Origin of the sequence: Segatella salivae F0493, assembly GCF_000477535.1 — a bacterium.
Taxonomy (GTDB): Bacteria; Bacteroidota; Bacteroidia; order Bacteroidales; family Bacteroidaceae; genus Prevotella; species Prevotella salivae.
Genome location: NZ_AWGW01000021.1, coordinates 24,855 through 40,378 on the forward strand (window position 1 = coordinate 24,855; position 15,524 = coordinate 40,378).

Here is a 15,524-nt window from a genome sequence, read left to right on the forward strand (position 1 = left end):
ATACTTAAAAACTTAACGTTAAACCTAAGGTATAAGTCGACATTACAGGATAATAGGTACCATTGTTTTTCGTATTTTCTGGATCCCAACCTTTTTTATAATGGTCAATTGAAATAGGATTATCTAATGATAGATAGACACGAGCGTTAGAAACGCCCCATTTCTTTGTCTGATTTTGTGGAATAGTATAGCCCACTTGTATATTTCTGACCTTTACAAATGATGCATTCAGCACCCAGAAGTCGGAAAGTTGAGTGTTAGGGCTACCTGAACCTGATGTGACTTCCAATCGAGGATATCCCGGATATCGATTGTTTTGTTGTACGTTCCAGTTCTCTTTCATCTGCCAACGTTGTATGTTGCCTTCCTGATTGAAAGCAAGACCGGCATAACTTGTCAACAAACCTTTCACCCCGGCAACACCTTGAATCAACATACTAAAGTCTATTCCTGAATATGCTAAGCCCAGATTGAGTCCGAATGTGTATTTAGGAATGCGTGAACCCAAGTAAACTTTATCTGCATTTGTTACCTTATTGTCTCCCGTAACATCTACAAATCGAAGGTCACCCGCACGACTTCCCTTTGCTATGGCTGTCTGGTCATACCATGATGCAACTTCATTATCGTTCAAAAATACACCATCTGTCTTATAGCCATAGAACATATCCATTGGATATCCTATAAATAAGTCGCTACCATTACCTACCATTCCGTTGGTCTGCTGAACGTTTCCCATACCCAAGGTGAGTACCTTGTTCTTGATAATCGACAGGTTTCCATTCACATGATATTGGAGTTTTTTGTAATGGTTCTGATATCCTATCTCAAATTCCCAACCTTTATTCTCCAATTCTCCAGTGTTAACCTGAGACACTGCAAGTCCGAATATAGCCGAATAACTTGCTGCTGGCTTATAGAGGATATCCATTGTCTTACGATAGAAGTATGTTGCGTTGAACGTTAATGTATTCTTAAAGAATCCCGTTTCAATACCGAAATCGGTTGTTTTCGTACGTTCCCATTTCAATGTTGGGTCAACATAGGTTGTGACAGCGGCTCCTTGGGTATAAACTCCTCCGAAAACATAGTTCTGTTTTGAACCTAACTTATACACAGACTGATAAGGATAGTTTCCAATGTTGTTATTTCCAAGTACACCATGTGAGGCTCTCAGCTTTAAGTTTGAGAAGAAATGAAGTGAGGGAGCCGATTTCCAGAATGATTCTTCAGATACTCTCCATCCTACAGCTACCGAAGGGAAGAAGGCATATTTGTTTCCTGTGGGGAAACGGGATGAACCATCATAGCGTGCTGTTGTTTCAAAAAGATAGCGTTGATCATAATTATATACGATGCGTCCAAAAAGGGATTGCATGGCCCAATCATAGCCTCCACCTCCATTCAGCTGTCCATCTGCTCCACCAGCATCTAAATATGGGGTATCATCTGATGGGAATTTATTGCGATAACCCGATAGATTACGTGAGCGTTCATCCTCCCATGCATAGCCGACTAAAGCCATAATATCATGCTTCTTGATTTGAATGTTGTAGTTGGCCAATAGCTGGAATGTCTTATAAACAGTCGATGTCATCTGCTCTGTGAGTGAAGAAGGGCCTGTTCCTCGGCCATCTCCTAAGATCATGTTACAGCGATAATCATAATTGTTCGATGCTCCATAATGGTAACCGCCTACACATTTGAGTGTCAGACCCTTCAAAGGCGTGTATGCTAACTCTGCATTGGCTTTGAAACGATTGTCATCTGTACGATAGAATGAAGCACATTCAGCCCATGATATAGGTGTTCCTTGAAGTTTCGGACCTAAACCAAGACTTCCATCTGACATGTATGTAGGTGTTAATCCTGGGTAACGAACAGCCTGTTGAATAATAGAGGTTACACCTGAAAGGTCGAGTGCTCCAGGAGTTGAAGGCTCATGACGGTCAGCAACATTCCCACTTAGGCGAATGTTGAGTTTCAATCGTTTGGTGATTTCTGCGTTTAGATTCAGTCGCCCTTGGTAATTGTTATAGTAGTTATGCGGCACTAAACCATTTTGTCTCATATATCCCAATGAGGCCATATACTGCACTCGGCCATTTCCTCCACTGACATTGAGTTCATGTTTCGTTTGAAAGGCTGTGCCACCCAATAGTTTTTCCAAATAGTTTTCATCGGCATAATTGTCTGGATCGCTACCATCCTTAAACTTTTGTATCATCTCGTCAGTATAGGTGTTCTTTCCTATGGCCATATTATAATAGGTGGCATATTCATAGGAGTGAGCGAACTCAGGCAATGAGAAGGCTTTACTCAACCCCATAGAACCATTATACGATACACGTGTGCGTCCGTCTTTACCTCCTTTTGTTGTTACAAGGATTACACCATTGGCTGCACGCGAACCATAGATAGCTGCAGACGAGGCATCTTTTAATACCGAGATATTCTCTATATCCGATGGGGTCAAATCACTCCAACTACCGGGAAGTCCGTCAATCAAGATTAAAGGTTCGGGGGTTGCACCAAAAGAGCCGACACCACGCACGCGGATAGAGGCCTCATCTTTACCAGGATTACCACTTCTTTGAGTAATCGTTACTCCAGAAAGGTGGCCCGTAAGCATGTTTGAAACATTTGAAACACCACGTGATTCCAATTGTTTGCTGTTCACAGTAGATATAGATCCCACTACATCTACTTTCTTTTGAATGCCATAACCTACGACAACAACTTCATTTAAGTCTGAAATGTTGCTGTGAAGTGTAATTGTCATCGATGGCTTTGCACTCACAATACTGTTGGTATAGCCGATAAAAGACACTACCAGATGGCTACCCTCAGGCACATCAAGCACAAATTTCCCATCCAAATCAGTGATAATACCATTTTTTGTGCCTTGTTGTATTACTGTTGCGCCAATAATTGATTCGCCTTGCTCGTCAACAACGATTCCTTTTACTTTGATTGTTGATTGTTGAACAATGGCTTTGTCTGAATAATTGAGTTCTGCTTTTGACGTAAAGGGTAGTCCACCACATAGTGTCAAAGCGAGAATCAGACGATTGATACATAAGTTTGATGTCATAGTATAAGACTTTAGTGAATATTTTCATGAGGAGATTACACGAAAACTATATGTTCTTCGTGTTGACATAGGGTTGTTTGGATAGAGGACTTTCATCCGTTTTGTGTCGGTAATCATCTTCTTATCAGTAATGTTTCCATCGTAATGTCTTTGGGAGGATACAATGGAAAACAAAGCTTCAACAAATCTTCATGGTTATGTTTCTGTCAGTTGGCAAACGAATGATAATCATGTAGGTTTATTCATCCATTCAATCCACAAAGAAACTTCATTAAAGGTGCATCATGCTTTGATTCGTATTTCGTTCATGTTATTATCGGGTTCAAAAATATAAAATAAAAAATTATTCTCCAAATAATTTTGTTCTATTTTTTATATAGAGGCTTTTTTTCTTAACTTTCAAGTGATAGTGAATGACAAACGATTGCACGATACGCTTTAATTTATGGACGTTTTAGGTGTTTTTCTTCCTAAAAGGCTCTATTCCTTCTTATCTGTTATTATTTAAAGCGGTGTCGTTCAACGATAAGATTGGTGAAATCTTATAAAACTTTTCTTTCTTTTCGTCAAGAAAAAACATTCATTCCATTTTTTGATACAACTCTTCAGAAGTTTCATTATCTTTGCAGATATCAATCTAAACAATGCATTCAAACATGAAAAAAACATTTATTTCTATTGTGATGTTAATGGCTTGTGCGCTTGGAAATGCACAAGAAACCTATCATCCAACAGCTGAAAACCTCAAAGCACGTAAAGAGTTTCAAGACGAAAAGTTTGGAATCTTCTTGCATTGGGGCTTATATTCCATGATGGGAGTAGGCGAATGGGTGATGACAAACAAAGATATTCATTATAAAGAATATCCAAAGTTGGCCGAAACCTTTTATCCTTCGGCCTTTGATGCAGATGAATGGGTAAAGGAAATCAAGGCAGCTGGGGCAAAATATATCACGATTACCACACGTCATCATGATGGATTCTCACTGTTTAAGACTGCAACAGGCAAATATAATGTGGTAGATGGTACGCCATTTAAGCGTGATATCATCAAAGAACTTGCCGATGCATGCCATCGTCATGGGATAAAGCTTCACCTTTATTATTCACATTTGGATTGGGGAAGAGAGGATTATCCTCAGGGAAGAACAGGACTTGGTACGGGAAGGCCTAAAGAAAAGGCCAACTGGGCAAGTTATTATAACTTTATGAACACTCAACTCACCGAATTGCTCACGCATTATGGTCCGGTGGGAGCAATCTGGTTTGATGGTTGGTGGGACCATGACAGCGACCCAAAGCCTTTTGATTGGGAACTGACTAAACAATATGCGTTGATTCATAAGCTTCAACCTCAGTGTTTGATAGGCAATAATCATCATCAAACTCCATATCCGGGGGAAGATATTCAGATATTCGAACGTGACCTTCCTGGTGAGAATAAGGCGGGTCTTTCAGGGCAAAGCATAAGTAGATTACCGCTTGAATCTTGCCAAACCATTAATGACCATTGGGGTTATTCGATAACGGATAATAACTATAAGAGTCCGAAAGAGTTAATACAAATGTTGGTTAGGGCAGCTGGAAAGAATGCAAACTTGTTGCTTAATATAGGTCCTGAACCCGGTGGAGCACTTCCTTCGCTTGCACTCGACCGTCTGAAAGCCATTGGAAAGTGGTTGGATAAGTATGGAAATACTATCTATGGGACACGTGGGGGGATTGTAGCACCACACGATTGGGGAGTAAGTACACAACGAGACAATAAACTTTATATTCATATCTTAAATTGTCAAGATGCAAGTCTGTTTATTCCGCTTGGCAAACACCAAGTGAAGTCTGCCAAAGAATATGCAACAGGCAAGCAAATCAAATACATAAAAGGTCGTGAGGGAGTTACGCTTGATTTTGGAACAACACCTACCGATATTGATTATGTTGTTGAATTGACGCTTTAATAAGTTCTCGTTTCACATGGGGCGCTTTGGGATGGATTCTAAGCGATAAAGACTTTGTGTTGTAAGTGTAAACCACTTGTGAATCAATAAGTTTAGAGTCATCTTCTAAAATGGCCCATTTTATACCATTATCTCAGTCATTTTTCAATGTAAAGTGGCTGAGATAATGGTTTTATTTGCCTTGTTTTGGAAATAAAGGGCATCTTCTTCGGCGGTAGAGGAACAAAAGTAAGATAGGATTGAGCATGCAGGGTAGTGCACTTTAAGATTCTTAAAGTAGGGGAGGGACATTGAGATGAAAGAATGAGATGTTCTTTGTTGGCTGATTATCTTTATGCCTTGATTTTATAGAGGATAATCAGAAATAGTGTTCATATTCTCCTTTTAATTCGTTGGTTTTTCTGTTTTATTTGGTTCTATGCGTAAGAAGGACTATCTTTAGCCAACATCTTATAGATGAACTTAAAGATTGTAACGACTAACGGGAAATAGTTTATCGTAAAGTATAATATACTCAACTAAGAAAATGATGATGAAAAGAAAGAAGAATTATCTTGAACCACAGTCCATTTTACAACCAATTGAATGAACTTCAAGCCTATTGGCAGGAACTGGTGGAGCTGGTAATGGAGGATTTACCCCCGGTGTTAGCCCCAGTGTTGTCCCCTTTGAAGATGGAGGTACAGAAGATTTAGATGGTTAAACTCATGATCCGAGTAATCCTTCATAACCTGGTTCATGACGAAATAGATTGATGTGAAAAATCATTCTTCTGTAAGAAGAACGTTTAACAATAAACAGAATAGGCCTTGTGGAGTTATTCCATAAGGCCTATTATGCTTTGTTTTCTTTAATTTTTAATTCAATATGTCATGCTCCACAACAGAACAATACAATAAGCTGAGCCGTGAAGATACGCAGGAACATACTCAACGGGTATACGGTTGAATAGCCGATAGCTGGTGCTTCCCTTGTACAGATACTATTTGCATAGGCAAGTGCTGGTGGGTCTGTATATGAACCAGAAATCATTCCCATGATTGTAAAGTAGTTGAACTTATAGTACAAGCGTGCGATTGTGCCCACAATAAGAATAGGAATGATTGTAATAAGGAAGCCTGTATAGACATATTTTAAGCCATCTCCTTGAACAACAGTCTCCCAGAAGCCTGCTCCTGCCTTGATTCCTACGGAGGCTAAGAACAATACAAGACCTATTTCACGAAGCATCATGTTGGCTGATGTGGTGGTATAGGTAACAAGTTTGAACCGATAACCAAAGCGTCCGATGAGGATAGCAATAATCAATGGGCCACCAGCAATACCAAGTTTGAGAGGTACTGGCATGCCTGGAATACTAAGAGGGATACTTCCAAAGAGTATACCCACAATGATTCCGATAAAGATAGTGCCAATGTTTGGTGCATCAAGACGTTTAGTGCTATTGCCCATCATCTCTGCTATGCGGTTAACATTATCTTCAGGACCTACTACCATGATGCGGTCACCTATCTGGAAGTGGTGGTTACGACTTGCAAAGAGGTCCATGCCTTGGCGTGTGACACGTGTGATGTTTACGCCATAGACACTTGAGAAGTGCATTTTTCCTAAGGTCTTACCATTCATGGCAGGGTTGGTGACAACAATTCTTCGGCTGATGAGCGGTTGAGCTTCTGCTTCTGTGTGCCATGGCGTGTCGATTTCTGGCCCGATAAAAGCCTTAATAGCTTCGGCATCTCCTTCTGTACATACAATTAAAAGTTCATCTCCAAGGCTGAAGATGGTATTTCGGTTAGGGATAATCACCTCCCCATCATGAAGTAATCGTGTACAGATGACATCTCGATTCAAGAATTGAGAGATTTCCAACAAAGAGCGTCCGGCAATGTATGCATTGCTTACTTTCAAGTGCATTTGATGGGGTTTAGCTTTTGGATTCTCGTCTTCTTGTTCGGCAAGTTGTTTCTCTTCCTTCTCAAGTTTCACACGTGTGATATAACGGATTGCAATGGTTGCACCGATGATTCCCAATACACCAAGTGGGTAAGCACAAGCATATCCCGATGCAATTTCAGGTACGTTTCCGTGGGCAAAGACATTTGTCAGCGCCTCATTTGCGGCACCAAGTCCAGGGGTATTGGTTACGGCTCCATACAATGTTCCGACCATCATTGGGAGATTTTTGACATTTTGGGTGTCAAAGAATATCCAATAACAGGCAAACATCACTCCGATATTGAGCAGAATTGTTACTGTGGCCAGTAGATTGAGTGACACTCCACCTTTCTTAAAACTTTCGAAGAAGCCCGGACCCACTTGCAAACCGATGCAGAATACAAATAAAATCAGTCCAAAATCTTGAATAAAACTCAGGATGTTAGTTGGTGCAGTGAATCCAATGTGACCAGCAAGAATACCAGCAAAGAGCACGAAGGTCACACCGAGAGAAATACCTCCTACTTTCACTTTGCCTAATAGTACGCCTATGGAAATCACGATTGCATAGAGCATGGCTATGTGGGCCACAGAATCAGTAGTGGTAAAAAGATTGATTAACCAGTTCATAATTATTAGTGTAAATTCTTTGCAAAAGTAGTGAGTTTTTGGGGATTAACAAAATATATGTTATGTATTTTAAGGCTCAGCTGTCATATTCTTAAAAAGAATGGGTGCTTTTTGGGATTGCTAATAATTTTTATTATCTTTGCGGGCATTAAAAAGTTACGTAACAATAATTAGATTTTTATAGAATATGGCTAAAAAATTTGCCGAACATGATGGTCTTCATCTGACAAGAACAAATCAGGAAGTATTGGCTGAGTGGGAGAAGAATGATATTTTCCATAAAACAATCGACGAGCGTGAGGGTTGTCCACAATTTATATTTTTTGAAGGTCCTCCTTCAGCGAATGGGCATCCTGGAATTCATCACGTTTTAGCGCGTGCCATCAAAGACACCTTCAATCGCTATAAAACAATGAAGGGGTATCAGGTTCACCGCAAGGCGGGCTGGGATACACACGGACTTCCTGTTGAGCTTGGAGTGGAAAAAGAACTTGGAATCACAAAGAAAGATATTGATAATAAAGCTTCTGAAAAATATATCTCAACAGAAGATTATAATAAGAAATGTCGTGAGAATGTGATGAAGTTCACGGCTGAATGGCGTGAGCTTACGGAAAAGATGGGGTATTTTGTAGACCTTGATCATCCTTATATCACGTATGACAATAAATACATTGAAACCCTTTGGTGGCTCTTAAAGCAACTTTATAATAAAGGTTTGCTTTATAAAGGTTATACTATTCAACCTTATTCACCTGGGGCTGGTACTGGCTTGTCAAGTCATGAGTTGAACCAGCCAGGCTGTTATCGTGATGTGAAAGATACAACTGTTACGGCTCAATTCCTCATTAAAGACCCTAAGGCAGAATGGACCAAGCATGGCAAACCCTATTTCATTGCATGGACCACTACACCATGGACTCTGCCTTCTAACGTGGCACTCTGTGTTGGTCCAAAGATTGACTATGTGGCTGTGGAGACTTATAATCTCTACGATGGTCAGCCTGTTACCTTAATCATGGCAGAGAGTCGAATCAGCGCTTATCTCAATCCTGAGCAAGAAGTAAAAGAGGGTGAGCTTGGCGCTTTTGATAAAGAAAAGAAACAATGTCCTTGGCGTATTGTAGACCGAATGAAAGGTGCGGACTTAGAAGGACTTCATTATGGCCAGCTCATGCCTTGGGTGAAGCCTTGTGAGAAGGTGGATGACTTCTCACCAGCGTTTGTGAAAGACTATGCCGAGGCACATGCCGACAAGGTGTTTGCAAGCGAAGATGGGCGTGACAAGTTTGTTGAAATGGATAGCGAAGCTTTCCGGGTTATCTTGGGTGACTATGTTACTACCGAAGATGGTACGGGTATCGTTCACATTGCTCCAACATTTGGTGCTGACGATGCTAAAGTGGCTAAAGACGCTAACATACCAGCCCTTTATCTGATTAATCAGCAGGGAGAGACACGCCCAATGGTTGATTTACAAGGTAAATATTATACATTGGAAGACCTTGACAAGAACTTTATAAAGGCTTGTGTAAATAAAGAGGCCTACGGACATCATGCGGGTGAGTATGTGAAAAACTCATACGACCCTAAATATAATCCTAATGGAGTTTGGGACAAGAAAGCCAGTGAGAAAGATGAAGATTTGAATATCGTCATCTGCATGGAAATGAAGCAGGAGGGCACGGCTTTCAAGATTGAAAAGCATGTGCACAACTATCCACATTGCTGGCGCACAGACAAACCCATTCTGTATTATCCGCTCGATAGCTGGTTTATCAAAGACACGGCAAAGAAAGAGCGTATGGTGGAACTCAATAAAACCATTCGCTGGCAACCTGAAAGCACAGGAACAGGGCGTTTCGGCAATTGGTTGGAGAATCTGAATGACTGGAACCTCTCACGTTCACGTTTCTGGGGAACTCCTCTTCCTATCTGGCGAGACGATAAGCGCAATGAGAAGTGTATCGGAAGCCTGGAAGAACTCTATGCTGAGGTAGAGAAGAGTGTGGCCGCAGGAGTCATGAAGAGCAATCCGCTGAAGGATAAAGGCTTTGTTCCTGGAGACTATTCAAAAGAAAATTATGATAAGGTCGACCTGCACCGTCCATACGTAGATGATATCGTTCTGGTCAACGAGGCAGGCGAACCCATGAAGCGTGAGAGCGATTTGATTGATGTTTGGTTTGACTCGGGCTCCATGCCTTATGCTCAACAGCACTATCCGTTTGAGGGTGAGATTGCACCCGAAGGACTGAAAGCAACAGGCAAGAGCGAGGAAGAATATCGTCGAGAGCTCGTCACTTCTACCTATGAGGGCATCCCTGTGCCTCCGGCTTACTATCCTGCCGACTTCATTAATGAGGGAGTAGACCAGACGCGTGGCTGGTTCTTTACCTTGCATGCCATTTCCACAATGGTGTTTGATCATGTGGCCTTCAAGAATGTCATCTCTACAGGTCTTGTGCTTGATGCCAAGGGCAACAAGATGAGCAAGCATGTGGGCAATGTGACCAATCCGTTTGAAATGATTGATAAGTATGGGGCCGACCCTGTACGCTTCTATATGATGACAAACTCCGAGCCTTGGGACAACTTGAAGTTCGACCCGAACGGAGTAGACGAGACACGCCGTAAGTTGTTCGGAACATTATATAATACGTATAGTTTCTTTGCACTCTATGCCAATGTCGACGGCTTCAATGCAGAGGCAGAGCAGGTGGCACTTGAAAACCGTCCGGAGATTGACCGTTGGATAATTTCCAAAGCCAACTCTCTGATAAAGGGTGTTGAGCACGAATTGGAAAACTTTGACCCCACGCGTGCCGGCCGATTGATAGATGCCTTTGTCAATGACGATTTGAGTAATTGGTATGTGCGTCTGAACCGTAAACGTTTCTGGGGCACAGAGATGAGCCAAGACAAGCTTTCGGCTTATCAGACACTTTATACTTGCCTGATGACTGTGGCTAAATTGATGGCTCCATTTGCTCCATTCTATGCCGACGAACTCTATCACGACTTGGGAGGCAAGTTAGAGAGCGTGCATCTCGACCATTTCCCTGTAGCTGATGAGCAGGCAATAGATGTCGACCTCGAAATTCGAATGGGTATGGCACAGAAGATAACCTCAATGACGCTCGCCTTACGCCGAAAGGTAAACATCAAGGTGCGTCAGCCACTGGCTCAGATAATGATTCCTGCCATTGATGCTGAACAGAAACAACACATAGAGGCCGTGGCCGACCTCATCAAGAATGAGGTTAATGTGAAGGAACTCGTGTTTGTTGAAGGCCAGGGCATGCTCGTGAAGAAAATCAAGTGCAATTTCCGAGTCATGGGCAAGAAGTTTGGCAAACTCATGAAGGCTGTAGCTGCCCACATGGATGCGCTCAACCAAGACGAGATAGCCTTACTCGAAACTTCGGGAAGCATCAGCTTTGAGGTAGAGGGCCAGGCGGTGACCGTAGAGGCATGTGATGTAGACATTATCAGCGAGGATATTCCTGGTTGGTTGGTGAGCAATGAGGGCAATCTGACGGTGGCACTCGAGGTAGAGTTGACCGAAGAGTTGAAACGCGAAGGTATGGCACGCGAACTGATTAATCGCATTCAGAATCTGCGTAAGGAAACAGGACTTGAGATTACCGATCGCATCCTTGTAACCGTGGCTCCGAATGTGCAAACCGACGCTGCCATAGAGTCGTTTGGCGAGATGATTAAGAGTCAGGTGCTGGCCAACGACATCAAGATAGCCGACAATCAGGGTGTTGAGACTGAGTTTGATGACTTCAAACTCAATATCCTTGTAGAGAAAAACTAATAAAGAGCTTATCGGTGGCCATGGGAGTAACTTCCTATAGCCACCAACTCTTTCCTTTATAATAATTAAAAATTTAATAACCAATGGACAAGAAAGCACGTTACTCAGATGAGGAATTGGAAGAGTTCCGTTCTATCATTAATGACAAATTGAAAGTTGCTCGTACGGAATACACAGCACTGATGAATCAGTTGATGAACAAAGACGGCAATGGCATTGACGACACTTCACCCACCTATAACAAGGTGCTCGATGAGGGAAGTGCCAACCAAAGCAAAGAAGAAATGATTCAAATGTCACAACGTCAGCAAAAATTCATTAGAGCTTTAGAGGGCGCTTTGCTTAGAATCGAAAACAAAACCTATGGAATTGACCGCATAACAGGCGAATTGATTCCTAAGGAACGCCTCCGTATCGTGCCTCATGCCACCTTGAGCGTGGCATCGAAGAACGCAAGAAAGAAATGAAAACAAACAAAATCTTATCCGATGGTGTCCTGGCCTTTATCTTGATAACTGCCATTCTTCTCATAGATCAGGTTATTAAGATTGAGGTCAAGACCCATTTCAGTCTTGGTGAGTCTGTTCACATCACCGATTGGTTCTACATCAGCTTTGTCGAAAACAATGGTATGGCCTATGGCATGACCTTCTTCAATAAACTGGTGCTCAGTCTTTTCCGTCTTGTAGCCATCACCGCTATCGGATGGTATATTCGGCAGGTGCTCAAGCAAAAACACACCACAGGATACATCGTCGTGTTGTCGATGATTCTTGCCGGTGCAGTGGGAAACATCCTCGATTCCATGTTCTATGGACTCATCTTCAATGCCTCTACACCTTTCAGTGTGGCCGGCTTTGTGCCCTTTGGAACAGGGTATGCCCCCTTCTTGCAAGGCAAGGTGGTCGACATGTTCTATTTTCCCATGATTGTAACCACCTATCCTTCGTGGGTTCCCTTCAAGGGAGGAGAAGAATTCATCTTCTTCTCACCCGTGTTCAACTTTGCAGATGCATGCATCTCCGTAGGCATAGTGTTGTTTTTCCTGTTCTATCGCCAGGAGATGGAACAGCTCTCAGATACCATTAAACGAGCATTGAAGAGAAAATGAAAATGCACACGATACACAAGTCGTTCACAAGTTTGGTGCTTGGATGCCTCATGATGTTCTTTGTCGGATGCCGTCCCAGTGTTCCCTCCGAGTATATACAGCCATCTGAACTGGAAGATATGCTCTATGATTGGCACTTGGCCGACGCTATGGCTGGCACTTCGGGCAATGATTCACTCAACATCATCAAATATCATGCAGCCGTACTTGAGAAATATGGCTATACCCAAGCCCAATTTGATTCGTCTCTGGTCTACTACATGCGTCACACCGAGCGGTTGAAAACCATTTACGAGCACCTTGCCAAGCGTTTTAACGACGAAGCCTCGGCACTCGGAGGCGCCGCCGGAGACGCTTTTGCCAATGTAGGGCTCAAAGGCGACACGGCAAATGTGTGGCACGGCCAAACCTCAATGGTGCTCGCCCCACAAAAGCCCTTCAACCTTTATAGTTTCAGCCTCAAAACCGACTCGTCTTTCCATAAGGGAGACCAGCTCATGCTCGACTTTAACAGCGATTTCATCTATCAAGATGGCATGCGTGATGGCGTGGCAATGCTTTCGGTCACATTCAACAACGATAGCATAGCCTCACAAACCATTCACATCTCATCCGCAGGGCACAACACCCTCACTATCTATGATGACAATCGGTTAGGTATCAAAGCTGTCAACGGCTTCTTCTTGCTCAACCGCAGTCAAAGCCCGGGAGAAAACACCACGACACTCAAACTGATGATTATCAGCGCAGTCAAACTCTTCCGCATGCACACTAAAAAGGAGAAGCCCACCGAGAAGATGAAAACAGATAGCCTCGCGCGTGATTCTAACCGCCAGGGGCAGGCACCGCCTCCCCCTGCCGACGCCATGATACCCGAGCGCCAGCCCAGCACAAGATAGCTATGCCAAACCATGACGTGCGCCGACTGGCTTTCCATGAAGTCGTTTGTGATGAAGCACAAGTGCTGCACCACGCCATTGTTGAGGTTTGTGGCAATCAAGTCTTAACCAGCTACACCTTTACTGGTGAGCCCGCCATGACCGAATGGATAGGAGGAAAAGCCTTCATAAGAAACGGAAAATTAGAATATTAATTCTCCCTTTCCTAATCCTACCCCAAGCATCATGCATTATGCATTAAAATTATGCATTATGAATTATGCATTATGCATTATGAATTGAATAAACGTTACATGTAATATTGTAATATGTAATATTTTGGTTCTGCAAACAATTATGCATTATGAATTATGCATTATGAATTAAGAATTATAACATCATATCACTATGAACATCAATAAACCCATTCTTCTGGCCTTAGCACTCATGCTCTATGCATCAGTCTCACACGCCTGCACCAACTTCATTGTAGGCAAGAAGGCAAGTGTCAACGGAAGCGTCATCTGCACGTATAATGCCGATAGCTATGGCATGTTCCTTGGCTTAGCCCACTATCCTGCAGGCCGTCACGCAAAAGGGCAAATGCGTCCCGTTTATAATTGGGAAACCCACGAATTGCGAGGAGAAATTCCCGAAGCCCCAGTAACCTACAATGTCATCGGAAACATTAATGAATATCAAGTAACCATCGGCGAAACCACATATGGTGGGCGCGAAGAGATGGTCGACTCCACAGGCATACTCGACTATGGCAGTCTCATCTATATTGCCCTGCAACGCTCACGCACAGCCCGAGAAGCTATCCGCGTGATGACCAACCTGGTGGAAACCTATGGATATAACAGCGAGGGCGAAACCTTCACCATTTGCGACCCTAACGAAGCCTGGATAATGGAGATGATGGGATGCGGACCAGCAAGCAAAAAAGTGGTGTGGGTGGCACAACGCATCCCCGACAATGCTATCTGCGCACACGCCAACCAAAGCCGTATCGGACGCTTCAATATGAACGACAAAAAAAATGTGCTCTACAGTAAAAACGTAGTGTCGTTCGCACGAAGCAAAGGATGGTTCAAAGGAGCTGACAACGAATTTAACTGGAAAATGACCTATGCACGCCCCGACTTCTCAGGCCGACGCTTCTGTGATGCACGCGTGTGGGCCTTCTTCAACCACTTCGCTGACAACTTCTCGCGCTATCTCCCCTGGGCCGAAGGCGTTGATCCCAATGCCGAAGACATGCCACTCTGGATAGTGCCCAACCACAAACTCAGTGTGCAAGATGTGCAAGCAGCCATGCGCGACCATTATGAAGGAACGCCATTGGCCATGGACTCACTCAATATTGGCGGAGGAATCTACCAAATGCCTTATCGACCCTCACCACTCACCTTTAAGGTCGATGGCAAAACCTATTTCAGCGAACGACCCGTGAGCACACAACAAACAGCCTTCTCCTTTGTCAGCGAAATGCGCTCATGGCTTCCACGCGAAATCGGTGGCGTGTTGTGGTTTGGAAACGACGATAGCAACATGATTGTCTATACCCCAATCTATTGTGGCAACACCCTCATCCCCGAATGCTATAACACCCCAGGAGCTGATGCCGTTACCTTCTCAATGAAAAATGCCTTCTGGGTATGCAACTGGGTCAGCAACATGGTATACCCACGCTATAGCATGATGTTCCCCGAACTCAAAGCGGTGCGCGATAGCCTCGAACAAAATTATTTCAAACAACAAGCCGAGGTTGAACAAAAGGCATGCGCCCTCTATGCTTCAGACAAGCCAGCTGCACTCAAACAACTCAATGACTACAGCAATCAACAAGCACAGCACATGCTCAAACGATGGACACAACTCGCCTTCCATCTCATCGTGAAATATAACGACATGGCCATAAAACCCACCGATGCACAGGGACAATTCGTGCGTACAAAAACAGGAATCGGGGCCACCGTCTCACGCCCTGGCTTCCCCAATGCCTTTGCACGAAAATTAGTGAAAGAACTCACGCCTGAACCATGACACACCCCAAACAAAAACACCTCTCCTGTTCCTCTCTTTGAGGAGT

General features: G+C 43.3%; 9 protein-coding genes. 7 read left to right on the forward strand and 2 right to left on the reverse strand.

The features are described from left to right. Nucleotides 1-4: 4 nt before the first annotated feature. Nucleotides 5-3,094, reverse strand: coding sequence for a SusC/RagA family TonB-linked outer membrane protein (locus tag HMPREF9145_RS06540; RefSeq protein ID WP_021825554.1), 3,090 nt, complete (start codon nucleotides 3,092-3,094; stop codon nucleotides 5-7). A gap of 656 nt (nucleotides 3,095-3,750) precedes the next feature. On the opposite strand from HMPREF9145_RS06540, the gene HMPREF9145_RS06545 reads away from it, so the two are divergent. After that, nucleotides 3,751-5,052, forward strand: a complete 1,302-nt coding sequence (locus tag HMPREF9145_RS06545; protein WP_021825559.1) for an alpha-L-fucosidase — start codon at nucleotides 3,751-3,753, stop codon at nucleotides 5,050-5,052. A gap of 870 nt (nucleotides 5,053-5,922) precedes the next feature. Here HMPREF9145_RS06545 and HMPREF9145_RS06550 read toward each other — a convergent pair. Further along, nucleotides 5,923-7,617 (reverse strand): putative transporter, encoded by a 1,695-nt coding sequence (locus tag HMPREF9145_RS06550; RefSeq protein WP_021825589.1) that lies wholly within the window; start codon nucleotides 7,615-7,617, stop codon nucleotides 5,923-5,925. A gap of 187 nt (nucleotides 7,618-7,804) precedes the next feature. Between HMPREF9145_RS06550 and ileS the strand changes: the two genes are divergently transcribed. The 6 genes from ileS (at nucleotide 7,805) to HMPREF9145_RS06580 (ending at nucleotide 15,478) form a co-directional block, all read left to right on the forward strand. Then, nucleotides 7,805-11,440: an isoleucine--tRNA ligase gene (ileS, locus tag HMPREF9145_RS06555; RefSeq protein WP_021825579.1), complete on the forward strand. Its 3,636-nt coding sequence runs from the start codon at nucleotides 7,805-7,807 to the stop codon at nucleotides 11,438-11,440. Between the two features lie 83 nt (nucleotides 11,441-11,523). Then, the gene (locus HMPREF9145_RS06560; protein WP_007133958.1) at nucleotides 11,524-11,907 is read left to right on the forward strand and encodes a TraR/DksA family transcriptional regulator; all 384 of its coding nucleotides are present in this window, start codon (nucleotides 11,524-11,526) and stop codon (nucleotides 11,905-11,907) included. Continuing rightward, the gene (locus tag HMPREF9145_RS06565) at nucleotides 11,904-12,551 is read left to right on the forward strand and encodes a lipoprotein signal peptidase (protein ID WP_021825599.1); all 648 of its coding nucleotides are present in this window, start codon (nucleotides 11,904-11,906) and stop codon (nucleotides 12,549-12,551) included. Before HMPREF9145_RS06560 ends, HMPREF9145_RS06565 begins: the two co-directional genes overlap by 4 nt. Beyond that, nucleotides 12,548-13,450 (forward strand): DUF4296 domain-containing protein, encoded by a 903-nt coding sequence (locus tag HMPREF9145_RS06570; protein WP_021825580.1) that lies wholly within the window; start codon nucleotides 12,548-12,550, stop codon nucleotides 13,448-13,450. Before HMPREF9145_RS06565 ends, HMPREF9145_RS06570 begins: the two co-directional genes overlap by 4 nt. Nucleotides 13,451-13,452: 2 nt before the next feature. Next, complete coding sequence (locus tag HMPREF9145_RS06575; RefSeq protein WP_036906894.1) at nucleotides 13,453-13,644, forward strand: hypothetical protein; 192 nt, start codon at nucleotides 13,453-13,455, stop codon at nucleotides 13,642-13,644. A 193-nt stretch (nucleotides 13,645-13,837) separates the two neighbouring features. After that, nucleotides 13,838-15,478, forward strand: coding sequence for a dipeptidase (locus tag HMPREF9145_RS06580; protein ID WP_021825585.1), 1,641 nt, complete (start codon nucleotides 13,838-13,840; stop codon nucleotides 15,476-15,478). Nucleotides 15,479-15,524 lie beyond the last annotated feature (46 nt).

Excerpts from the sequence above, each read along its gene's own strand:
- HMPREF9145_RS06540 (WP_021825554.1), bottom strand. The coding sequence starts at position 3,094 with ATGACATCAAACTTATGTATCAATCGTCTGATTCTCGCTTTGACACTA.
- HMPREF9145_RS06545 (WP_021825559.1), top strand. The coding sequence starts at position 3,751 with ATGAAAAAAACATTTATTTCTATTGTGATGTTAATGGCTTGTGCGCTT.
- HMPREF9145_RS06550 (WP_021825589.1), bottom strand. The coding sequence starts at position 7,617 with ATGAACTGGTTAATCAATCTTTTTACCACTACTGATTCTGTGGCCCAC.
- ileS (WP_021825579.1), top strand. The coding sequence starts at position 7,805 with ATGGCTAAAAAATTTGCCGAACATGATGGTCTTCATCTGACAAGAACA.
- HMPREF9145_RS06560 (WP_007133958.1), top strand. The coding sequence starts at position 11,524 with ATGGACAAGAAAGCACGTTACTCAGATGAGGAATTGGAAGAGTTCCGT.
- HMPREF9145_RS06565 (WP_021825599.1), top strand. The coding sequence starts at position 11,904 with ATGAAAACAAACAAAATCTTATCCGATGGTGTCCTGGCCTTTATCTTG.
- HMPREF9145_RS06570 (WP_021825580.1), top strand. The coding sequence starts at position 12,548 with ATGAAAATGCACACGATACACAAGTCGTTCACAAGTTTGGTGCTTGGA.
- HMPREF9145_RS06575 (WP_036906894.1), top strand. The coding sequence starts at position 13,453 with ATGCCAAACCATGACGTGCGCCGACTGGCTTTCCATGAAGTCGTTTGT.
- HMPREF9145_RS06580 (WP_021825585.1), top strand. The coding sequence starts at position 13,838 with ATGAACATCAATAAACCCATTCTTCTGGCCTTAGCACTCATGCTCTAT.